The 21,837-nt window shown below is 62.5% G+C and carries 22 protein-coding genes; 10 read left to right on the forward strand and 12 right to left on the reverse strand.

From position 1 onward, the window contains the following. Positions 1-6 precede the first annotated feature (6 nt). The 6 genes from cysW to AC1D11_RS00410 all read right to left on the reverse strand — a co-directional run bounded on the left by cysW (position 7) and on the right by AC1D11_RS00410 (position 5,490). On the reverse strand, positions 7-933 hold the full coding sequence (cysW, locus tag AC1D11_RS00385; RefSeq protein ID WP_477650915.1) for a sulfate ABC transporter permease subunit CysW: 927 nt from the start codon (positions 931-933) through the stop codon (positions 7-9). Next, a complete protein-coding gene (cysT, locus tag AC1D11_RS00390; RefSeq protein WP_477648610.1) occupies positions 930-1,823 on the reverse strand; it encodes a sulfate ABC transporter permease subunit CysT in 894 nt (297 codons plus the stop codon). Before cysT ends, cysW begins: the two co-directional genes overlap by 4 nt. 11 nt (positions 1,824-1,834) lie before the next feature. Beyond that, positions 1,835-2,842, reverse strand: coding sequence for a sulfate ABC transporter substrate-binding protein (locus AC1D11_RS00395; protein WP_477650914.1), 1,008 nt, complete (start codon positions 2,840-2,842; stop codon positions 1,835-1,837). Further along, on the reverse strand, positions 2,839-3,444 hold the full coding sequence (locus tag AC1D11_RS00400) for an RBBP9/YdeN family alpha/beta hydrolase (RefSeq protein ID WP_477648633.1): 606 nt from the start codon (positions 3,442-3,444) through the stop codon (positions 2,839-2,841). The genes AC1D11_RS00395 and AC1D11_RS00400 overlap by 4 nt, the downstream gene beginning before the upstream one ends. A gap of 109 nt (positions 3,445-3,553) precedes the next feature. Next, entirely contained in the window at positions 3,554-4,204 is a 651-nt protein-coding gene (locus AC1D11_RS00405) for a peroxiredoxin (RefSeq protein WP_477650913.1), read from the reverse strand. A gap of 353 nt (positions 4,205-4,557) precedes the next feature. Then, entirely contained in the window at positions 4,558-5,490 is a 933-nt protein-coding gene (locus AC1D11_RS00410; RefSeq protein WP_477648607.1) for a LysR family transcriptional regulator, read from the reverse strand. A 183-nt stretch (positions 5,491-5,673) separates the two neighbouring features. On the opposite strand from AC1D11_RS00410, the gene AC1D11_RS00415 reads away from it, so the two are divergent. The 7 genes from AC1D11_RS00415 (at position 5,674) to AC1D11_RS00445 (ending at position 13,583) form a co-directional block, all read left to right on the forward strand. Beyond that, positions 5,674-7,185: an ABC transporter substrate-binding protein gene (locus tag AC1D11_RS00415; RefSeq protein ID WP_477650927.1), complete on the forward strand. Its 1,512-nt coding sequence runs from the start codon at positions 5,674-5,676 to the stop codon at positions 7,183-7,185. A gap of 76 nt (positions 7,186-7,261) precedes the next feature. Beyond that, on the forward strand, positions 7,262-8,179 hold the full coding sequence (locus AC1D11_RS00420) for an ABC transporter permease (RefSeq protein WP_457282713.1): 918 nt from the start codon (positions 7,262-7,264) through the stop codon (positions 8,177-8,179). A 9-nt stretch (positions 8,180-8,188) separates the two neighbouring features. Further along, positions 8,189-9,100, forward strand: a complete 912-nt coding sequence (locus tag AC1D11_RS00425) for an ABC transporter permease (RefSeq protein ID WP_477648606.1) — start codon at positions 8,189-8,191, stop codon at positions 9,098-9,100. Between the two features lie 12 nt (positions 9,101-9,112). Next, positions 9,113-10,099, forward strand: coding sequence for an ABC transporter ATP-binding protein (locus AC1D11_RS00430; RefSeq protein WP_477648605.1), 987 nt, complete (start codon positions 9,113-9,115; stop codon positions 10,097-10,099). Beyond that, on the forward strand, positions 10,096-10,956 hold the full coding sequence (locus AC1D11_RS00435; RefSeq protein ID WP_477648604.1) for an ATP-binding cassette domain-containing protein: 861 nt from the start codon (positions 10,096-10,098) through the stop codon (positions 10,954-10,956). The genes AC1D11_RS00430 and AC1D11_RS00435 overlap by 4 nt, the downstream gene beginning before the upstream one ends. Before the next feature lie 54 nt (positions 10,957-11,010). Then, positions 11,011-12,414 (forward strand): M20 family metallopeptidase, encoded by a 1,404-nt coding sequence (locus tag AC1D11_RS00440; RefSeq protein WP_477648603.1) that lies wholly within the window; start codon positions 11,011-11,013, stop codon positions 12,412-12,414. Further along, positions 12,411-13,583 (forward strand): M20 family metallopeptidase, encoded by a 1,173-nt coding sequence (locus AC1D11_RS00445; RefSeq protein WP_477650912.1) that lies wholly within the window; start codon positions 12,411-12,413, stop codon positions 13,581-13,583. Before AC1D11_RS00440 ends, AC1D11_RS00445 begins: the two co-directional genes overlap by 4 nt. Before the next feature lie 370 nt (positions 13,584-13,953). Here AC1D11_RS00445 and AC1D11_RS00450 read toward each other — a convergent pair whose 3' ends face one another. The 4 genes from AC1D11_RS00450 to AC1D11_RS00465 form a co-directional block, all read right to left on the reverse strand. Continuing rightward, the gene (locus AC1D11_RS00450) at positions 13,954-14,238 is read right to left on the reverse strand and encodes a hypothetical protein (protein ID WP_477648601.1); all 285 of its coding nucleotides are present in this window, start codon (positions 14,236-14,238) and stop codon (positions 13,954-13,956) included. Beyond that, on the reverse strand, positions 14,229-15,557 hold the full coding sequence (locus tag AC1D11_RS00455) for an RHS repeat-associated core domain-containing protein (RefSeq protein WP_477650911.1): 1,329 nt from the start codon (positions 15,555-15,557) through the stop codon (positions 14,229-14,231). Before AC1D11_RS00455 ends, AC1D11_RS00450 begins: the two co-directional genes overlap by 10 nt. A gap of 68 nt (positions 15,558-15,625) precedes the next feature. Next, on the reverse strand, positions 15,626-15,859 hold the full coding sequence (locus tag AC1D11_RS00460) for a hypothetical protein (RefSeq protein ID WP_477648599.1): 234 nt from the start codon (positions 15,857-15,859) through the stop codon (positions 15,626-15,628). A gap of 123 nt (positions 15,860-15,982) precedes the next feature. Next, a complete protein-coding gene (locus AC1D11_RS00465) occupies positions 15,983-16,888 on the reverse strand; it encodes a LysR substrate-binding domain-containing protein (protein ID WP_477648598.1) in 906 nt (301 codons plus the stop codon). A 253-nt stretch (positions 16,889-17,141) separates the two neighbouring features. On the opposite strand from AC1D11_RS00465, the gene AC1D11_RS00470 reads away from it, so the two are divergent. After that, on the forward strand, positions 17,142-17,792 hold the full coding sequence (locus AC1D11_RS00470; RefSeq protein WP_477648597.1) for an FMN-dependent NADH-azoreductase: 651 nt from the start codon (positions 17,142-17,144) through the stop codon (positions 17,790-17,792). Positions 17,793-17,922: 130 nt separating this feature from the next. On the opposite strand, the gene AC1D11_RS00475 is transcribed toward AC1D11_RS00470, so the two are convergent. Together AC1D11_RS00475 and AC1D11_RS00480 are read right to left on the reverse strand one after the other, a co-directional pair. Then, positions 17,923-18,279: a cyclophilin-like fold protein gene (locus AC1D11_RS00475; protein WP_477648596.1), complete on the reverse strand. Its 357-nt coding sequence runs from the start codon at positions 18,277-18,279 to the stop codon at positions 17,923-17,925. Between the two features lie 161 nt (positions 18,280-18,440). Then, the gene (locus AC1D11_RS00480) at positions 18,441-19,586 is read right to left on the reverse strand and encodes an alpha/beta hydrolase (protein WP_477648595.1); all 1,146 of its coding nucleotides are present in this window, start codon (positions 19,584-19,586) and stop codon (positions 18,441-18,443) included. Between the two features lie 186 nt (positions 19,587-19,772). Between AC1D11_RS00480 and AC1D11_RS00485 the strand changes: the two genes are divergently transcribed. Together AC1D11_RS00485 and AC1D11_RS00490 are read left to right on the forward strand one after the other, a co-directional pair. Beyond that, on the forward strand, positions 19,773-20,675 hold the full coding sequence (locus AC1D11_RS00485; RefSeq protein WP_477650910.1) for a LysR family transcriptional regulator: 903 nt from the start codon (positions 19,773-19,775) through the stop codon (positions 20,673-20,675). Between the two features lie 142 nt (positions 20,676-20,817). Continuing rightward, positions 20,818-21,729 carry a TauD/TfdA dioxygenase family protein gene (locus AC1D11_RS00490; RefSeq protein ID WP_477648593.1) on the forward strand — a complete coding sequence of 304 codons (912 nt, stop codon included), beginning with the start codon at positions 20,818-20,820 and terminating at the stop codon, positions 21,727-21,729. Positions 21,730-21,837: the final 108 nt, after the last annotated feature.

Genomic DNA, 21,837 nt, shown 5'->3' on the forward strand with positions numbered 1-21,837 from the left:
TTTCCTTTAGCGAGCGGCTGCCACAGCAGCCCCATCAACGGGACTCTGCGGACGCTCAGGCGGCAAATCAGCCGCGGCTTTCATTTCTGCTTCGTGGCGCCATTCGGCCACCGACTTGATGACCAGGGTGACCAGCGCGAGGATGGCCAGCAGCGATGCCACGGCGAATGCGGCCACCGACTGGTATTCGTTGTACAGAATTTCCACATGCAGCGGCAGCGTGTTGGTCTGACCGCGAATGTGGCCCGACACCACCGACACCGCGCCAAACTCGCCCATGGCCCGTGCGTTGCACAGGATGACGCCATACACCAGGCCCCACTTGATGTTGGGCAGGGTCACATGCCAGAAAGTTTGCCAGCCGGTGGCGCCCAGCACGATGGCGGCCTGCTCTTCGTCGTTGCCTTGTGCCTGCATCAGCGGAATCAGCTCACGCGCGATGAACGGAAACGTCACGAACACGGTGGCCAGCACAATGCCGGGCACGGCAAAGATGATCTTGATGTCATGCGCCAGCAGCCACGGCCCGAACCAGCCCTGCGCGCCGAAGATCAGCACGTAGATCAGGCCGGCCACCACGGGCGACACGGAAAACGGCAGGTCGACCAGCGTCGTCAACACCGATTTACCGCGGAATTCGTACTTGGCAATGGCCCAGGCGGCTGCCACGCCAAACACCAGGTTCAGCGGCACCGCAATCGCGGCGGCAATCAAGGTGAGCTTGATGGCCGACCAGGCGTCGGGCTCCTGCAGCGCGGCAATGTAGGCGCCAAAGCCCTTGCGCAGGCCTTCGGTGAACACGGCGGCCAGCGGCAGGATCAAAAACAGGAACACAAACAGCAACGCCACCGTGATCAAGGTGTAGCGCACCCAGCGTGCTTCGGTGGTGCCGGACGCGACACGGCGAACAGGTTGATTCAATGGGCCACTCATATTGGTGCCCCCGCATTGCGGCGTTGCCAGGCTTGCAGGCCGTTGATGACCAACAGCAAGACAAACGACACCAGCAGCATCACCACCGCCACCGCAGTCGCACCGGCGTAATCATATTGCTCCAGCTTGCCGATGATGATGAGCGGCGTGATTTCAGAAATCATGGGCATGTTGCCGGCAATGAAGATGACCGAGCCGTATTCGCCAATCGCGCGCGCAAAGGCCATGGCAAAACCGGTCAGCAAGGCAGGGGTGATGTGCGGCAGGATGACCTTGGTGAAAATCTGCAGGCGTGTGGCGCCCAGCGAAGTGGCGGCTTCTTCGAGTTCTTTCTCGGCGTCTTCCAGCACCGGCTGCACCGTGCGCACCACAAACGGCAGGCCGATGAAGATCAGCGCAATCACCACGCCGGCCGGCGTGAACGCCAGCTTGATGCCCATGGGCTCAAGGTACTGGCCTATCCAGCCGTTGCCGGCCAGCAAAGCCGTCAGCGAAATGCCGGCCACGGCTGTGGGGAGCGCAAAAGGCAAGTCCACCAGCGCATCGACGATTTTTTTACCCGGAAATTTGTAGCGCACCAGCACCCAGGCCAGCAGCAGGCCAAACACCAGGTTGACGAGTGCAGCGATCAGCGACGCCCCAAACGTGAGGCGGTAAGACGCCAGCACACGCGGCGACGTCACCGCAGTGACGAACTGGTCCCAGCTCAGCGTGAACGTTTTGAAAAACAGCGCAGAGATCGGGATCAGCACGATCAGGCTGAGGTACAGCACGGTGTAGCCCAGCGTGAGGCGGAAACCGGGCAGCACGCGTTTTGCGGCGCGTTTGCTGTCCGCAGGAACACCCGGCACCACCGCGGAAGGCGGCGCCACAGAAGACAAGGCAGTCATGGTGGTGCGATCTACTTGACGGTGTAGAGCTTGTCGAACTGCCCGCCGTCGTTGAAGTGCACTTTTTGCGCTTCACCGAGGCTGCCGAAGACGTCTTGCACCGTGAAGAGCTGCAGCGGCTTGAAGGTACCGGCGTATTTTTTCAGGATGGCCTGCGAGCGCGGACGCAATGCATGCCGCGCGGCAATTTCCTGTCCTTCGTCTGAATAGAGGTAGTTCAGGTAGGCCCTGGCCAGCTCGGCAGTGCCCTTCTTGGCCACGGTGCGCTCCACCACCGCCACCGGGTTTTCCGCCACGATGCTAATGGACGGGTAGACCGCGTCCACCTTGCCTTCGCCGAACTCCTTGTTCACCGACAGCACTTCGGACTCAAAAGTGATCAGCACATCGCCGATATTGCGTTGCAGGAACACGGTGGTCGCGTCGCGCCCACCCTTGCCCAGCACCGGCACGTTTTTGTACAGCTTGCCGACGAACTCGGCGGCTTGCGCATCGGTGGCGCCCTTCTTCTTGGCATAACCCCAGGCGGCCAGATAGGCGTAGCGGCCATTGCCGCCGGTTTTCGGATTCACCAGGATCACCTGGATGCCGGGCTTGATGAGGTCGTCCCAGTCCTTGATGCCCTTGGGGTTGCCGTTGCGCACCAGGAACAGCATGGTCGACGTGGTCGGAGATGCATTGTCCGGAAACTTCTTCGTCCAGTCTTTGGCGACCACGCCGGCGCCGGCCAGGAAGTCGACGTCGGTCGAGGTGTTCATGGTCACCACGTCGGCGTCCAGGCCGTCAGCCACAGAGCGCGCGATGGCGCTGGAGCCGCCGTGCGACTGGTCGATCTTGATGTCTTTGCCCGTGGTCTTCTTGTAGTGGGCAATGAAAGCGGCGTTGTATTCCTTGTAAAACTCGCGCGCCACGTCATACGAGCCATTGAGAAGCGTTTGTGCCGAGGCCGTGCCGGAGAATGAAGCGCCCGCGGCCAGTGCCAGCGTTGCAAGCGCGATTTTTATTTTTGAAGAAGTCATGCCGTTTCCAGGGATCCAAAAGAAGAAGACGAAGAATTTGCCGAAGAAGAAAAATCAAGACGGGGCGCCGTCAGCGATGCATCACCTGCCAGCGACTGCAGCAATGCAATGCCCAGCGGCCACTCGCCGTGGCCCGATTCCACATTGATATGGCCGGCGTCCTGCATGCGCACAAACTCGCTGCCCCAGGCGCGGGCATAGGCACCGGCCAGGCGCACCGGGCAATACGGGTCGTTGCTGCTGGCCACCAGCACGCTGCGGTAAGGCAGCTTCTGGTAGGGCACGGGCGCAAAGTCGCTCAGCACGGCACGGCGCTCCGGGTCTGCCGGCGCCACCAGCAAGGCGCCATGAATGCGCTCTGCCGCCTCAGGCGGCAGGTGCGTCGTCGCAATGCAGCCCAGGCTGTGCGCCACGATGACGACCCGCTCGTCCTGCAGCAAGATGGTGTTGGCCAGCGACGCGACCCAGGCCTTGCGCGAAGGCGTGATCCAGTCGTCCTGGCGCACGCGCACCGCATTGCTCAGGCGTTCAGCCCACAGGCTTTGCCAGTGGCCGGGGCCCGAGTCGCGCCAGCCAGGGACGATGATGAAGCGCACTTTAATGATCCTTTGTCAGTTCACGACGTGCAATTTCCCGCCGGGCCGCCCCAAGGGAAATTAGCCCCCTCGGGGGGCAGCGTATTACGCGAAGCGAAAAGCGTGGGGGCCATATTTACTTATTAGGCTGGGGCGTGACGCGCAGGTAAGGCTTGATCGCCTTGAAACCCTTGGGAAACCGCTGGGCGAGTTCGGCCGGGTCCTGCAGGCTGGGCACGATGATCACGTCGTCGCCGTCTTTCCAGTTCACCGGCGTGGCCACCTTGTAGCCGTCGGTCAGCTGCAGCGAGTCGATCACGCGCAGGATCTCATCGAAATTGCGGCCCGTGCTGGCGGGATAGGTAAACGTGGTGCGGATGGCTTTTTTCGGGTCAATGATGAACACGCTGCGCACGGTGGCCGTGGGGCCGGTGCTCAGGGCATTTGGGTGAATCATGTCGTACAGGTTGGCCACCTTGCGGTCGGCATCGGCCAGGATGGGGAAATTCACCGTGGTGTTTTGCGTCTCGTTGATGTCGTTGACCCACTTGCCGTGGGATTCCAGCGCATCCACGCTGATGGCGATGGGCTTGACGTTGCGCTTGGCAAATTCACCGCTCAGGGCCGCGGTCTTGCCGAGTTCGGTGGTGCAGACGGGTGTGAAATCTGCGGGGTGCGAAAACAGCACCACCCATGAATCGCCAGCCCATTCGTGAAAGGAAATCTTGCCGGCGGTGGAGTCCTGTGTGAAATCGGGGGCGGTATCGCCGAGTCTGAGAGTGGTCATGCTGTGCTCCTTGATTGCTGATCAAAGCATTGTGGGGAGCAAGCGTTAAAACTCAAAAGAATATATCGCTCTTAATTTATCTCAATAATCGAATAACGATCAAAGGACTGGCATTTTCCGATGCTATTGTTTTGATAGCTGCTTGCGCACAGCGTTGTTGGGTCACTGGCCATTTGTGTCTTCAATAGTTGCGCCACAAGCATCCTGGCGGCATCAAAACACAGCCGCGACACCCTGATTCAAGTTTTTTAGCTGTTTTCAGGCAAAAAAATTGGCTCCAACCCAATGGTATCGGGCGCAAGCAGCTATCGTATTGATAGCAACCCGGCACAAGCTTCCCGGCAATTGGCAGCTCAGGCCGGTGAACCCGACAGCTCCGTCTTCAGGTGCGCCAGAAAGGCCTGCGCCGCCCGCGACAGCGTGCGGCCCGCGGCCGTCTGCACTTCCACATTGCGCAAATCCAGGCCGCGGTCGCGCAAGCGTATGCAGGCAAACTCGCCGCGCTGGACCTTGTAGCGCACCGATATTTCGCCCGCAATGGTGACGCTTTCCGGGTAATGGCGCAAAAAGTCGTTCAGGCTGCTGACGTAGTTGCTGGTCAGCACCGGCGATACGGTCAGGCCCTGCAGGCTGCAGGCGATGTCAAACAGCTGCCGCACGGTGGTATTTGTTTCCGGCAGCACGATCGGATAAGCCAGCAGCTGCTTCAGGCTGATCTGCTTGAACTGGGTCAGCGGATGGTCGTAACGCATGGCCGCCATCACCGGCGACGGCTGCACGTGCTCTACCTGAATGCCGCTTTCGGGAGTCCGGCTCATGGTGAGGGCGATGTCGGCATCGCCATGCAGGACGCGGCGTGAGCATTCCGCCGGGGGGTGCGCACCCAGGTGAAACTGGATGCCGGGATGCGTCTTCATGAAGTCGCTGATGGCCTTGGGCAGGAACTCCATCGCAAAACCTTCGGTGCAGGCCAGGCGCACCCGCCCGCGCTGCATGCCTTGCAGCGCCTGGATCTCATGCACCACCCGCTCCGAGTCGTGTGCCGATTTGAGCGCGTGCACGGCCAGCATCTCCCCGGCGGCGCTGGGCACCATGCCCCTGGGATGGCGGTCAAAAAGCGTTGCACCCAGCAGGTCTTCCAGGTGCGCGATGTGGCGGCTGATGGCCGACCCCGCGACATTCAGGCGCTGGGAGGCTTCGCTGATGGAGCCGCAGCGCACGACCTCCAGGAAGTAGCGCAGCGCGGTGTCCTGCAATTGACGGGCAACCTGGGGAGAAAGGGTCATGGGCGTCGGGTGATGGCGGAGCTGCCAGGGCATGGGCAGCCAGAGCATTGCCGATTTGGCAACGCAATCATACATATTCTCTAATGCATGGAATGGTCTTTCGGTCTGGTTCTTGCGCAGAATGAGCCGTCTCCACTCCCCACGCCATGACGAAGGACTTTTATGAAGCAATTTTTCACCACGATGGTGCGTCAAAGTTTTGTGCTTGCGGCCTTCGGTGCGGGCCTGACTGCAGCCCACGCAGGCAAAGCCAACGACACCCTGGTTTACGCCTCGGACAGCGAGGTTGAGAACGTCAGCCCGTACCACAACAACATGCGTGAAGGCGTGATCCTGGCCAACCTGGCCTGGGACACGCTGGTCTACCGTGACCCTAAAACCGGTGAGTTCAAACCCCAGCTGGCCACCGCCTGGAAATGGGAATCCGCCACCGCGTTGCTGGTCACCCTGCGCCAGGGTGTCACCTTCCACAACGGTGACAAGTTCAGCGCCGACGATGTGGCCTACACCTTCAATGTGGTCACGGCGCCGGAAGCCAAGATCGCCACGCGCCAGAACACGGGCTGGATCAAAAACGTCGAAAAACTCGGCGACTACCAGGTCCGCATCAATCTGAAGGCGCCGTTTCCGGCCGCGATGGACTACCTGGCCGGGCCCACGCCGATCTACCCCGCCGCTTACATGAAGAAGGTGGGCCTGGAGGGCTACAGCAAGGCGCCCATTGGCACCGGCGCCTACAAGATCACCGCGGTGGTGCCAGGCCAGGGCGTGACCATGGTGAAGAACACGGCCTACTTCAAGGAAAGCCCGGCCGGCCAGCCGAATATCGGCACGGTCAAGTTTGTAGTGATCCGCGACCCGGAAGCGCGCGTGGCCCAGCTGATGACGGGCGCGGTGGACTGGATCTGGCGCGTGCCGTCCGACCAGGCCGAGTCGCTCAAGTCCAGGCCCAACACCACTGTGCTGAGCGGTGAAACCATGCGCGTGGGTTTCATGTCGATCAACAGCAACGGCACCACGCCGGAAGCCCTGCCCTTCAAGGACATTCGGGTACGCCAGGCCGTCAACCACGCCATCAACCGCAAGGGCCTGGCCGACAGCCTGGTGCGCGGCGGCAGCCAGCCGGTGTATTCGCCGTGCTTTCGCACCCAGTTCGGATGCGAAACCGAAAAAGAGGTGAAGTACACCTACGACCCGGCCAAGGCCAAGGCACTGCTGGCGGCCGCGGGTTACCCCAACGGCTTCGACACCGACCTGTGGGCTTACCGCGAGCGTGAATATGCCGAAGCCATGGTGGGCGACCTGCGCAAGGTGGGCATACGCGCGCGCCTGCATTTTGTGCAGTACCCGGTACTGCGCACCGAAATCTACTCGGGCCGCGCGCCCCTGACCTTCCAGTCCTGGGGATCGTTCTCCATCAACGACGCGTCCGCGTTTGTCGGCAACTACTTTGAAGGCGGCCCGGACGACACGGCCAAAGACCCGCAGGTGATTGCACTGCTGAAAACCGCCGACAGCACAGTGGACAAGACCGAGCGCAAGAAGAAATATGCGCAGGCCCTGCAGCGCATCAGCGAGCAGGCCTACATGGCGCCCATGTTCTCCTACTCCACCAACTACGCCTTCACGCCGGACCTCAAATTCACGGCGCATGCGGACGAGCTGCCGCGCTTCGGCCAGGCCAGCTGGAAGTAGCCACGATGGCCCGGCCGTGCGCCGCATGGCTGGGCTGACCCGCGCAGTCCGCTAACGCAACAACCGGGGCACTCCCATGCTGCAATACATATTCCGCCGCTTTCTGGTGGCCCTGAGCGTCATGCTCACGGTGGCCGTCGTCAGTTTCATGCTGCTGCACCTTTCCGGCGACCTGGCGGCCTCCATCGCCGGCGCCGAGGCCAACGCCGCAGCCGTCGAGGAAGTGCGCGTCCAGTACGGCCTGAACCGCCCCATCACCACCCAGTTTTTTGACTGGCTGTGGGGCGCGCTGCACCTGGACTTCGGGCGTTCGTTCTTCTTCCAGAACACCGTGATGGAACTCATCGGCGAGCGCCTGCCCATCACGCTCAAGCTGGGCGCCGTGTCTTTGCTGCTGGCGGTGTCGGTGGCGATTCCGCTGGGCGTGCTGGCCGCCGTCTACCGCGACACCTGGATAGACCGGCTGGCCCTGATGGTGGCGGTGGTCGGCCAGGCCATGCCCAACTTCTGGTTTGCGCTGACGCTGATCCTGCTCTTCGCTGTCGGGCTGCACTGGCTGCCCGTTGCGGGCAACACCACCTGGCAGCACTTTGTGTTGCCGGCCATTGCGCTGGGCTACTACGCCATGCCCTCGCTGATGCGCCTGACCCGCGCGGGCATGCTCGACGTGCTGGGCGCGGACTACATCCGCACCGCGCGCGCCAAGGGCCTGAGCCCGGCGCGTGTGGTGTTCAAGCACGCCTTGCGCAACGCCATCATTCCGGTTGTCGCCCTCGCGGCCGTGGAGCTGGGTTTCATGCTGGGCGGCTCGGTCGTCATTGAGTCGGTCTATTCGATGCAGGGCCTGGGCCAGCTCGCCTGGGACTCCATTTCGCGCAACGACTACCCCGTGGTGCAGGCCGTGGTGCTGATCATTGCCGTGTTCTACATCGGGCTGACGTTCCTGGCCGATGTCTTCAACGCTGCACTCGACCCCCGCATGCGCACACGCTAGGACATCACCATGAACGCTCCTTCCCTGACCGTTTCCGCCGCGCCGGCGCTGCCGCTGCCGCCCATTCCCGCGTGGCGCCGCAGCCTGCGGCGTGTGCTGGGCCACCGCGGAATGACGCTGGGCAGCATCCTGCTGGGCCTGGCCGTGGTGGCCGCCCTGTTTGCGCCCTGGCTCAGCCCGCATGACCCGTATGCGCAGGACGTGACCCAGCGCCTGATCCCGCCGTTCTGGCACGACAAGGGCAGCTGGGAGCATGTCTTCGGCACCGACAAGCTCGGGCGCGACTACCTGAGCCGCCTTTTGTACGGCGCCCGCGTATCGCTGGGCATCGGGCTGGTCGCGGCGCTGGTGTCCGGGCTGATCGGCACCACCATGGGCGTGCTGGCCGGCTATTTCGGCGGCCGCACCGACGCCGTGGTCAGCTACATCATCACCACCCGGCTGGCCATGCCGGTGGTGCTGGTGGCGCTGGCAACGGCTTCCCTCATTGGCGGTTCACTGCAGGTGGTCATCATCCTGCTGGGCCTGCTGCTGTGGGACCGCTTTGCCATCGTCACGCGCTCGGCCACGCAGCAGCTGCGCGATGCCGAATTCATCGCCGCCGCCAAGGCGCTCGGCGCGTCCACGCCGTACATCCTGGTGCGCGAACTGCTGCCCAACCTGATGGGCCCGCTGACCGTGGTGGCCACGCTGGAGATGGCGCACGCGATCCTGCTGGAGTCCACCCTCTCCTTCCTGGGCCTGGGCGTGCAGCCGCCCACGCCGTCGTGGGGGCTGATGGTGGCCGAAGGCAAGGCCTACATGTTCTTCCAGCCCTGGGTGATCCTGGTGCCCGGCGTGGTGCTGGCCCTGCTGGTGCTGGCCATCAACCTGGTGGGCGACGGCCTGCGTGACCTGACCGCGCCCGACGGCCGCAACTGAAAGGGAACCCCCATGGACATTTTGCTGGACGTGAAAAACCTGCGCGTCGACCTGCCGACACCGGGCGGCATGCTGCACGCCGTGCGCGGCATCGACTTCCAGGTGCGGCGCGGGGAAATGCTGTGCCTGGTCGGCGAGTCCGGCTGTGGCAAGTCGATGACGTCGCTTGCGCTGATGGGCCTGCTGCCGCGCAAGGCCGTGCGCACCGCCGACCACATCCGCTTCGGCGGTGTGGACCTGCAGGGCCTGCCCGAGCGGGAAATGTCCGCGCTGCGCGGCTCGCGCATGGCGATGATTTTCCAGGAGCCGATGACGGCACTGAACCCTTCGTACACACTGGGCGACCAGCTTTGCGAGGCGCTGCGCGCGCACCGCCAGGTCAGCATGGCCCAGGCGCGTGAGCGTGCGCTGTACCTGCTTGAACGCGCGGGCGTGCCGCAGGCCGCAGACCGTTTGCGGCAATACCCGCACCAGCTATCAGGCGGCCTGCGCCAGCGCGTGGTGATTGCCATGGCGCTGATGTGCGAGCCGGACCTGATCATTGCCGACGAGCCCACCACCGCGCTGGACGTCACCATCCAGGCGCAAATCCTTAGGCTGATCCGTGAGCTGCAAAAGGAGTTCGGCTCCGCGGTGGTCTTCATCACCCACGACCTAGGCGTGGTGGCGCGCATCGCCGACCGCGTGGCCGTGATGTATGCGGGCGAAGTGGTGGAAACCGCGCCGGTGGCCGAACTGTTCGCCCACCCCGCCCATCCCTACACCCGCGGGCTGCTCAACTGCATTCCGGTACGCGGCAAGACCCTGCCCGGCAGCCGCCTGCAGGCGATCCCCGGCGTCGTGCCCAGCCTGGTGGGCAAGGTGGAAGGCTGTGCCTTTGCCAACCGCTGCAGCCAGGTACAGGCAGGTTGCGCCGCCACCCCGCCCTATGTGGCGCTGGACGCGGAGCATGCCGTGCGCTGCGTCGCGGCTTCACCCTTGCTGGCGGAGGCCGCATGAACCCCACCACCCCTTTGGCAACGCCCCCGGGCGGCAGCGAAGACATTGCGCTGGAGCTGTGCGCGCTCAGCCGCGTGTTCAAACTCAAACGAGGGCTGTTCACGGCGCCCGGTGAAATCAGGGCGGTGAATAACGTCTCCCTGCGCATCCGCAAGGGCGAAACCCTGGGCCTGGTCGGGGAGTCAGGCTGCGGCAAAAGCACCTTGGCCAAAATGCTGCTCGGGTTGCTACCGCCCACCTCCGGCAATGTGCTGGTCAACGGCAAGGAAGTCGACAGCAGCCAGCGCCGCGCCCTGGCGCGCCACATCCAGCCCATCTTCCAGGACCCGTATTCATCACTGAACCCGCGCCGCACGGTGGCTGGCATTGTCGGCGTGCCGCTGGCCCTGCACAAGGTGGGCACTGCACAGGAACAGCAGCGCAAGGTGCGCGAGATGCTCGACCTGGTCGGCATGCCCGAGCGCACGCACAGCCAGTACCCCAACCAGCTTTCGGGTGGGCAGCGCCAGCGCGTGGCGATTGCGCGGGCGCTGGTGCTGCGCCCCGACATCCTGATCTGCGACGAACCGACATCGGCGCTTGACGTGTCGGTGCAGGCGCAGATCCTGAACCTGCTGATGGACCTGAAGGCAGAGTTCGGGCTGACCTACTTCTTCATCAGCCACGACCTGGGCGTGGTCGAACACCTGGCGGACCGCGTTGCCGTGATGCACCGCGGCGCCATCGTCGAGCTGGGCACGCGCGAACAGGTCTTTGCCCGGCCCGAGCACCCCTACACCCGCATGCTGCTGGCCTCTGCCCTCACGCCCGAGCCCGGGCTGGGCGTGCCCGACATCGCCGCCGAAGCCGTCGCCTGACGTTTTACCCCTCCATTTCACCGCGCAATTTCCCTTTAATTTCAAGGACCTCTCATGAGCCGTACCCAAGCCGTGGCCCAGACCCTCGCCTGTTTCGACGACGGGCGTTTCCAGCAAACGCTGGACCGCCGCGTTGCCTACAAAACCGAAAGCCAGGACGCTGCCAGCGGCCCCATCCTGCACGCCTACCTGCGGGACGAAATCACGCCCAAGCTCACGGAGCTGGGCTTTGCCTGCCGCATCGTCGACAACCCGGTGCCGGGCAAAAGCCCTTTCCTGCTGGCCGAACGCATCGAGCCCGGCGCCGCCTTCACCGTGCTGACCTACGGCCACGGCGACGTGGTGCGCGGCTACGACGCCCAGTGGCGCGAAGGCCTGAGCCCCTGGAAGATCGTGGTGGACGGCAACCGCTGGTACGGCCGCGGCACCGCCGACAACAAGGGGCAGCACACCATCAACCTGACCGCACTCGAGCAGGTGCTGGCCGTGCGCAGCGGGCGCCTGGGCTACAACGTGAAAATCATCCTGGAAATGGGCGAAGAAGACGGCTCGCCCGGCCTGAACGAAGTGTGTGCCCTGCACCGCGATGCGCTGGCGGCCGACCTGTTCCTCGCCTCCGACGGCCCGCGTGTATCGGCTTCGCGCGCCACGCTGTTTCTCGGCTCGCGCGGCGTCTTCAACTTCGACCTGCACCTCAAGCTGCGCGACGGCGGCCACCATTCGGGCAACTGGGGCGGCCTTTTGCGCAACCCCGGCATCCGCCTGGCCCATGCGATTGCCAGCCTGGTGGACGCCCGCGGCCGCATCCTGGTGCCCGGCCTGCTGCCCACCGCCATTCCGGCCAGCGTGCGCACCGCGCTGCAGGACATCGAGGTCGGCGGCGGCCCGAACGACCCGGAGATCGATCCCGACTGGGGCGAGCCCGGCCTCTCGCCGGCCGAGCGCGTGATCGGCTGGAACAGCCTGGAGGTGTTGGCCTTCACCACCGGCAATCCGGCCATGCCGGTGCATGCCATTCCGGCCGAGGCGCGCGCGCACTGCCACATGCGTTATGTGGTGGGCAGCGACCCGGCGAATTTTCTGGCGCACATCCGCAAGCACCTGCTGGCCCACGGCTTTGACGATGTGGAAGTGCGCGGCACCGACATGACCATGGCCGCCACCCGCCTCGACCCCGACAACGCCTGGGTGCGCTGGGGCATGGCGTCCATCGAGCGCAGCACCGGCCGCCGTCCGGCCTTGCTGCCCAACCTCGGCGGCTCGCTGCCGAACGATGTGTTTTCTGAAACGCTGGGCCTGCCCACGCTGTGGGTGCCGCATTCGTACCCCGCCTGCTCCCAGCACGCCCCCAATGAACACATCCTGGTGGACACCACCCGCGAATCGCTGCAGATCATGGCAGGCATGTTCTGGGACCTGGCCGAAGAAGGCGCCGGCGTGATGGAGGAATGCGCATGAGCGCCGTGATGAGCACCCTGCAAGCGCAGAGCTGCTCCGCCACCGAATGGCTGGCCGGCCAGCGCCCCGCCATGCAGGCGGCCCTGGCCACACTGGTCGACATCGACTCCAGCAGCCACGACAAGCCAGGCACCGACCGCGTGGCCCAGGCCATGGCAGGCTGGCTGCAAACCGCCGGCATCAGCGCCGAACACCGCGGTGACGTCGCCGAGGGTGACGTGCTGCTGGCCCGCCTGCCGGGCGCGCAACCTGCGGCAGCGCCGGTGGTGTTGATGGGCCACCGCGACACCGTGTTCCCCACCGGCACCGTGGCCCAACGCCCCTGGCGCGTGGACGGTGAGCGCGGCTACGGCCCCGGCGTCTCCGACATGAAGTCCGGCCTGGTGCTGCAATGCTTTGTGATGATGGCGCTGCAAAAACTGCCGCCGCTGCCCTTCCCGGTGCTGGGCCTTTTCACGGCCGACGAAGAAATCGGCTCGCAAAACGGCCGCATCGCCATCGAAACCCATGCGCGCGGCGCACGGGCAGTCTTCAATTCCGAACCCGGCCGCGTCAGCGGCAACCTGGTCACCGAGCGCAAGGGCGGCGCCACCTTTTTGATCGAAGTCACCGGCCGTGCCACCCACTCGGGCATGAACCACGCCGACGGCGCCAGCGCCATCGGCGCCCTGGCGCAGCTGGTCACCGCCTTGCATGCGTTAACCGATTACAGCTGCGGCATCACCACCAATGTCGGTTTGATCAGCGGCGGCATGTCCACCAACACCGTAGCGCCCGCCGCGCAGGCCAAGCTCGACGTGCGCTTTCGCACCCTGCCCGAGCGCCAGGCGGTGTTCGCCAGCATTCACGCCCTGGCCGCCGCACCCGGCGTGCCGGGCACCACCATCCGCATCACGCAGATGTCGGAGTCGCTGCCCCTGGAGTCCGAAGCCAGCAGCGACCTGATGCAGCGCTACAAAACGAGTGCAGCCGAAGTCGGTTTCGACGTTGCCGGAGAAGCCACGGGCGGTTGTTCCGACGCGGGCTTCACCGCCTCGCTGGGCATTCCCACGCTGTGCGGTGTCGGCCCGGTGGGCGCCAAGGCCCATACCGATAACGAATACTGCTGCCTCGATACGCTGGTGCCGCGTGCGCAGGCGTTGGTCAAGACGGTATTGAGTTTGGCTTAAGCGGACTTCGCCGTGGGAGGCGACAGGCAACCCACGACTGTTAACTTTCGCGTCGACGTGACCCACCTTTTCGCCGTCGCTTGACCCACATCGAAACCTTGAAATGTGGATCGCCAGTCCTGCGCAAAAGGGCGTCACCAGTGGCTCAGCGCTCAATGAAAAAGAGGATCAAACAAGCACGAAAATCCACAACTCCCATATAGTGGCCGCGCCAGCCCGAGAACTCTCAATTGCTTCGTGCAACTCAATACGTTGATAGGTCATTTTTTAAGGCCGCAAACTTGGCAAATAGAAACCAAAGCCTTGATCTCGTGCTGGAATGGGAGTTCCATTTCTGATGTGGGTGTACTCGATGGCGTCGGTGGAAAGTCTAGTTCCCATCGGGCTTTAGGCGAGCACCATTAAGCGTCATATAACAGTCAACAAAACCGGCAATTTCCCCAGGGGCATAAACCGTTAGAAACGTGTCATTGGGTGCAACGGTAAAACTCAAATTTGACGTGTCGCTATCAAAAACTGCATGCACCTCAATGCGCTGACCTGGTTGAATCAGAAAATACTCGGAAAGCGGTTCCAACAGCACCTTAATCGGCTCACGACTCTCATTTTGCAACGGCAGCTTTAAGGATAGGTTTGGCATATTTTCTATTTCCATTGTTTAAGAATTTGCGCGATGTAAGCCGCCCGCTCGGGGGCAACGGCACCGCCGCGACCTGCGGCCGCAGCTGCGTTGTATAGATTTCGCACAGCTTCGACTTCCGCTCTACTCATGCTCGCCTGAACTCGCGCCAATGTAGCGGCGTCTAGCGCGCCTCGAGCAGTCTGCACACCTTCAAGGCCATCGCCCCATCGAAAAATCTGTTTTAACTCTGGAGCCTTACGCAAAGCAAAGACCTCTGATTTCAAGGCCTCGCGTGTAACCGGCGCACTGCACATCATCGGAGCTGCGGCAGAACCAATCAGCCCCAAAGCATTGGGGGTCAGTGCGCCAGCAATAACGGGCATCGACACTGCCCTCGTCCAAGCCCCCGCTCGTACTGCATCATCGAGTGTATTATTTCTTCGCGCGCTCGCTAGAGTTGTAAGGTCAAAAAAGCTTGGTCCGTCAGGAGATAATCCCAACGAATCTGCAAGACTCAGTGGATTCCCCCCCACATATGCAAAAGTATTGATCCCGCCAGCCAGCCCAATCGGATCAGACTGCGTATAGCGCCCAATGCGGGGGTTGTATTCCCGGTTCCAGTTCTGGAGAAGCCCGCTCTCTGCATCAAATATTTGGCCAGGGAATCTTTGGTTGAAGCTGAAGGCACCGAGGCCATTCGGGCTCTGGTCAGGTGCTGTCGCGCCAAACGCCTCCGCCGTATCCCATCGCCACACAACCGCTTCATCGCTTTGCCGCGTAATGATGCGCGGCGCACCGATCTGGTCGGTCGAAACGTTGTACAGGCTGATGACAATGTTGCTTCCTGCGGCCGTACCCGTCTGCTTGACTACTCCCACCGGCAAGCCCAAGTAAATGGTTTCATACAGCGGTGTTCCATTGGCGTCGTATTCGCCCAGCAGCTTGCCTTCTTCGTCATAAACGTAGTAAGTCGCACCCGTAGGCACCAGCGCCGGCGGCCCGGTCTTGCCAACCCGCAACTCCAGCGCGCTGTAGCTGTAGCTCACGGTGCCGCCGGCATTCGTCATCGTCGCCAGTCTCCCGCGGTCGCTGTAGGTGTAGCTGTTGGTCCCATCACTCGTGATGTTGCCGGCCGCATCATGTTGGACGGTGGCCGTGCCGGTGCTGTCCTGGGTCTGGTTCAGCCGGTTGCTGGTGCTGGCGATGGTGTTCGGGTAGCTCGTGCCGCCGATGGCCTTGGCGGTTCGGTTGCCGGTAGCGTCATAGCTGTACTGGATCGCAGTGCTGCCCAGGGTCGCGCTGGTCAAGCGGTTCAGGTTGTCATAACCAAAGCTCTGGTCCAGGCTGGGCACCGCTGTTCCGTTGCCGTACCCGCCTCATCATAGATATCGCATAGATCAATCCGCCATTGATCGGACAATCAATGACCAGACGGAGCTGAAAGCCACTCGATGACCCAACCGGACTCATTGAAGTATTCGGCGAGGGCCACTTCGTCGATTACCCAACTATCGTGCACAGAGTTCATGTCCGACGATTTGGAAGTCAGAATTAATAAACCGCCTGTTGCTTCGGAATCATTGATAACCTTGACATAGCTTCCGGCCTCTTCGCCTTCAATGATTAAACCTTTCTGTCCTATTGGAATATGCATAAGTTACTCACTAAAGGGGATGTGATTATTCGTAGTGGGTCTTGCAGAGCCTGGAGCATATATTTCTAAATGCCCATGTGGCACACCTGGGGCGTGATTACCTTGAATTGCCAGGCCAGGCCGTCAAACCAGCTCTTCACCCCGCATCCGCTCCCCCAGGAAGTCCAGAAAGCTCCGGACCGCCGGAATCTGACCGCGCCGTGAAGTGAACACCGCATGCGCCACGCCAGGGCGAAGCGTCCAGCCCGGCAGCACGGGCACCAGCAATTGGGCCTGCTGTTCTACCGCGCTCAGGGACTCGGGCAAAAAACTCATGCCGGTGCCGGCCAGCACGGCCAGCTTCAGTGTTTGCAGGTCGTCGGCCACATAACGCGGCTGGTGCTGCAGCACAAACTCCTTTCCGTCGGGGCCCAACAGCGTCCACGACGCCCGGCCATCGACCCAGGACATGGCCACGGTGTCGAGCTTGTGCAGGTCTTCCGGCTTTTCGGGCGTGCCCTGGCGCCTCAGCAAATCCGGGCTGGCCAGCAGGCGCCCGGCGCCCGCGCCCAGGTTTTTCACGATCAGGCTGCCGCTGTCTTCCAGCGTGGGCCGCACGCGCAGGGCAATGTCGATGCCCTCTTCCACCAGGTCAATCACCCGGTTGGTCACGCGCATGTCGACTTTCACGTGGGGGTGAAGCGCCATGTAGCGCGGCACCAGGTAACCCACCGTGCTTTGTGCCAGCGTCACCGGGCAGGTGATGCGCAGCGTGCCGCGCGGCTCGACCTGCATTTGCGCCACGGCTTCCGATGCGGCCAGCGCCTCGTCGCGCATGGCGCTGCAGTGGCGCAGGTAAATCTCGCCGACCTCGGTCAGTGAAAGCTTGCGGGTGGTGCGCTGCAACAGCCGCGCGCCCAGCCGCGCCTCCAGCTCGGCCACGCGGCGCGACAGCCGCGACTTGGGCAGCCCCAGCGCCCGGCCGGCCGCGGCAAAGCCGCCCCGCTCCACCACTTCGGCGAAGTACAGCATGTCATTGAGGTCTTGCATGGGAAAAGTCCTTTCGTCGCCTTTCGCCGCCTTTACTCGCCTTGCGCCGGGTGCGACGGCGCCGGATCGAAGGCATTTTGCGATTTTGCGGTGTTTATTGTCTCACCAGTAGAACGATAAGTCGCATTATTGCCAACTTATCAAACACTCGACTCATCTGCACAATCTATCCCATGGCTGCGGTTCAAGGTGAACACGGCCTGAAAACCGGTTTATCCCACCCGATCAATCACTTCAATTCAAGGAATTCACCATGACCAAGCTTCTTCACATCGACTCCAGCATCCTTGGAGGCAATTCGGTTTCCCGCCAGCTCACCGCCCAGATCGTGGCCTCATGGCGCGCCGCCAACCCCGGCACCGAAGTCAGCTACCTCGACCTGGCAGCCGACACGCCTTCCCACCTCTCCGCCGAATCACTCGGCTTCCGCATGCCTGCCGGCACGGCGCTGAGCGACGTGCAAAAGCGCGAAAACGCCGTGTCTGAAGCACTGGTGTCGCAATTCCTGGCCGCCGACGTGATCGTTGTGGGCGCACCGCTCTACAACTTCGCAATTCCAAGCCAGCTCAAGGCCTGGATCGACCGCATTGCGCAAGTCGGCCGCACCTTCAAGTACACCGACAAGGGCCCCGTGGGCCTGGCCGGCGGCAAGACGGTGATCGTGGCTTCTGCGCGCGGCGGCGTCTATTCAACCAGCGACGCGATGACAGCCCTGGAACACCAGGAGAGCTACCTGAAAGTGGTGTTCGGCTTCTTCGGCATCACCGACGTGCGTTTTGTGCGCGCTGAAGGCCTTGCCATGGGCGAAGCCGCCAAGGCTGCCGCACTGGAAGCCGCGCAGATTGAAATCGTGACCCACACGCAAAAGCCTGCCAACCAGGAAAAAGCCGCACTGGCTGCCTGAGTTGCCGGCGTCCGGCCCTGACGCCGCAACGCCGCACAGAAAAAAGCCCGCAACTGCGGGCTTTTTTTATTTCGCCAACATCACATCATCTGCCCGATGCACTCGGCCAGACGCACTGTGCCATGCAGCGTCATGGAGGAGCCTGTTCGACCCTCACCGCGACAGGGCCGGGGCGCCGCATGGCGTCCAGCCCTGAATCAAGCCGCCCAAGGCGGACAAGGCCGTCTGAAAAAGCGAAGTCCTTGTGATAAATGGCCAGATTGCCCCAGGGAGCGTAATAACCGATGTCGCCGATGGAGGGCTTGTGCCCCACCGGTGCGCCCTTCGTTGACAGCGCACGCGGCAAGTCAGCGACTTTTTCCGTGGCTGCGTAGTCTTTCAGGACCAGGTTCAGCGGCAGCAGCGCCGCAAAATCTCTGGCGCTATCGTGCGTATCGAGCGTTGCCGTCGCAATGACGATGCCATCCACGCTCATCTGAATTTTCATCACGGAGCCCTTCCTGCGGGGTGTCGGGTCAGATGGTTGTTGGGAAACTGCCCGAGTGTCGCCGCCCGCAGCAGCGAGACTACTCGTGAAAAACAGTGGAAGCATCAGCGAGGCGCAAAACCTCCGTCTGTGCGCGGCAGCGTTGCCCGACCGAACTGCCATCAGGCGCCGGTCTGCACCAGGTGCTTGCCGAAGAACGCAGTCAGTTTGCCCCAGGGAATCAGCGTCACCCGGTCATACAAATCCACGTGGCCGGCGCCGGGAACAATAAACAGCTCCTTCGGTTCAGCCGCCCGCTTGTAGGCGTCTTCGCTGAACTCTTTCGAGTGCGCCTGGTCGCCCGTGATGAACAACATGGGGCGAGGCGAGATCGTCTCGATGTCATTGAACGGGTAAAAGTTCATGAACTTGACATTGCTGGCCAGGGTCGGGTGGGTGGTGGTTCGCGGCGATCCACCTATGGGCGTGTATTCGCCTCGCGGCGTGCGGTAGAAATCGTAGAACTCGCGCTGGATGGGGTGCGTGTCTGCCGTCAGTTGATGGACGGTGCCGCTGGTGTACTGAACAGCGCCGCCCTTGAATTCCACATCGCGTTGCTCGGCGGCGGCGGCGATGATCTGCTTGCGCTGCTCGAGCGTCTGCGAGTGATTGAGGGCGTCGCGGTTGGCCGCGCCCATGTCATACATGCTCACCGTGGCGATGGCTTTCATGCGCGGGTCGATCTTCGCCGCACTGATGACAAAACTGCCGCTGCCGCAGATTCCGATGGCACCTATCTGCAGCCTGTCTACAAACGCCTGGCTGCCGAGGTAATCCACTGCAGCGCTGAAATTCTCGGCGTACAGGTCCGGCGCAACGGCATTGCGCGGCTGGCCGTCGCTGCCGCCCCAGAAAGCGAGATCCAGGGACATGGCAACAAAACCCTGCTCCGCCATTTTGGTGGCGTACAGGTTCGCGCTTTGCTCCTTTACCGCGCCCATGGGGTGGCCCACAACAATCGCCGGATTGCGCTTTTTCCGGTCAAGCGTTTTGGGAATGAAAAGATTCGCCGCGACGTTCATCCGGTACTGATTCCTGAAAGTCACCTTCTGTACGGTCACCTTGTCGCTCTTGTAAAAGTTATCAGCACCACCGGGCCTGCCCGGGGCGGCCGGCGTATCCGCCGCAAAGGCTGAGCCGCCGACAGCCGAGAGCATGCCGGCCGCAGCCACGCCTGTTCCAGTCATTTTCAAAAACTCACGACGACCGGAGGTGTCGCTGGACAGTTCGACCGCTGCGCGGCCGTCGTTCTCTGATGGTGTTTTCATGGTCGATGTTCCTCTTTGGTTGGTTCGGAAGGCACTACGCGTGACGGTTGCCCTTGTTCGACGTGGTCCGTGTTCCGTTCGCAGTTCCTGAAGTTTGCCAAGTACCTTTACCATTGACTAGGTAATGAATCCTTAATGAATTTGTTAGCATGGCTAATCAGTAGCCTACGAAACGGAGACCTGCAAATGCCTAGACGCAACCTCAACGACCTGCTGGCCTTTGTCACCGTGGCGCGCCAGGGCAGCTTCACCCGGGCCGCCGCCACGCTGGGCGTGACCCCGTCAGCGCTGAGCCAGGCAATCCGGGGTCTGGAAGAAGGCTTGAAGATCCGGCTGCTCACACGCACCACGCGTAGTGTCGCGACGACGTCTGCGGGCGAGCGGCTGATGAAGGCGATCGGCCACCGGTTCGACGAGATTGAGTCGGAACTCGACGCCTTGACCGACCTGCGCGACAAACCTGCAGGCACCGTGCGCATCACCTGTGGCGACCATGTGCTGCAAAGCACCCTGCTGCCCAAGCTCGCACCGCTGCTTCGCGAGTATCCGGACATCAAGCTGGAGTTCGACGTGAACTATGGTTTTCGCGACATCGTGACCGACCGTTTTGATGCCGGCGTACGCCTGGGAAACACCATCGACAAAGACATGATCGCCGTGCCCATCGGCCCGCCGCTGCGCATGGCGGTCGCGGCTTCACCCGGTTATTTTGCGGTCCATTCCATCCCAAAAACACCGCACGACCTCACCGCGCACCAATGCATCAACCAGCGCATGCCGACTTCCGGCGGGCTGTACGTCTGGGACTTTGAGCGCCGTGGCCGCCAGCTCAATGTCCGGGTGGATGGCCCGCTGATCTTTAACACGACAACGCCGCAGGTCGACGCGGCACTGGCGGGGTTGGGCATCGCATTGCTGCCGGAAGACGAACTGACAGCGCACATTGAAGCCGGGCGGCTGGTGCGCGTTCTGCAGGACTGGTGCCCAAAATTTTCCGGCTACCACCTGTACTATCCCAGCAGGCGCCAGCCTTCACCGGCCTTTTCGCTGGTGGTGAAAGCGTTGCGGGTGAGTGGATCCGGGAGATAAGATGGTTGGCGTCCTCGTGTGGCGAAGCCGAACAGACTTAAAAGTAATTAACAAACGACGAATAGGTAGTTCGCTTTGCACGGCGGCACTCCTACATTTATGGGCTGACCGGCGCCCCAGGGCGCAGATGAGAAAGATGAAGATGACAGCGACTTTGACTCCGAACGATCGTGCCGATGCATCGGCAGCAACGCATGGCCCCTCCTCCATCGAGATCCGGCCTTTTGACGCCCCGCTGGGTGCCGAAGTGCTGGGCATGGATTTGTCCACACCGCTCAGCACGGCGGACTTCAGCCGCATCCACCGCGCACACCTGGACCACCACGTGCTGGTCTTTCGCGACCAGCGCATCACGCCGCAGCAGCACGTTGATTTCAGCCGCCGCTTTGGGCCGCTGCAGATTCATGTGCTGAAAAACTTCCAGCTGCAAAACCACCCGGAAATCCTGATCGTTTCCAACATCAAGGAAAACGGCGAACCCATCGGCCTGGGCGACGCCGGCCATTTCTGGCACTCTGACCTGTCCTACAAAGACAAACCCAGCCTGGGCTCATTGCTGCATGCCCAGGAGCTGCCCTCCGAAGGAGGCGACACGCTCTTCGCCAACCAGCACACCGCCTGGGACACCCTGCCCGACGCGCTCAAAACTGCTGTACAGGGCCTGCGCGCCGAACACACCTACCTCGCCAAATACGAAGAGCTGCGCAGCCGCAACCCGTGGCGGCCCAAGCTCACGCAGGAACAGGTTGAAGAGGTCAAACCGGTGGTCCACCCGGTGGTGCGCACCCACCCCGAAAACGGCCGCAAGGCACTCTTTGTCAGCGAGCATTTCACCACCCGCATCCTGGGCATACCAGAGGACGAAAGCACCGCGCTGCTGGGCGAACTGTTCGAACACACCTCACGCCCCGAACTCATCTACCGCCACCAGTGGCAGCCGCACGACATGGTGTTCTGGGACAACCGCTCAGTCACCCACCTGGCCGCAGGCACCCCCGACCACCTGCGCCGCAAGCTCTACCGCACCACCATCGAAGGCGACGCCCCGTTTTAAGCAAGAGCTTGCGTCCGGTATTCGGATTGCGGTTTTAGGTATTCCTCGACCCCATCCCTTCTGTATGCGCCGAGGAGCGCAGGTCCAGGCGGATCAGGGATCGCGATT

The sequence above is a fragment of the Polaromonas sp. P1_E11 genome, assembly GCF_056405995.1.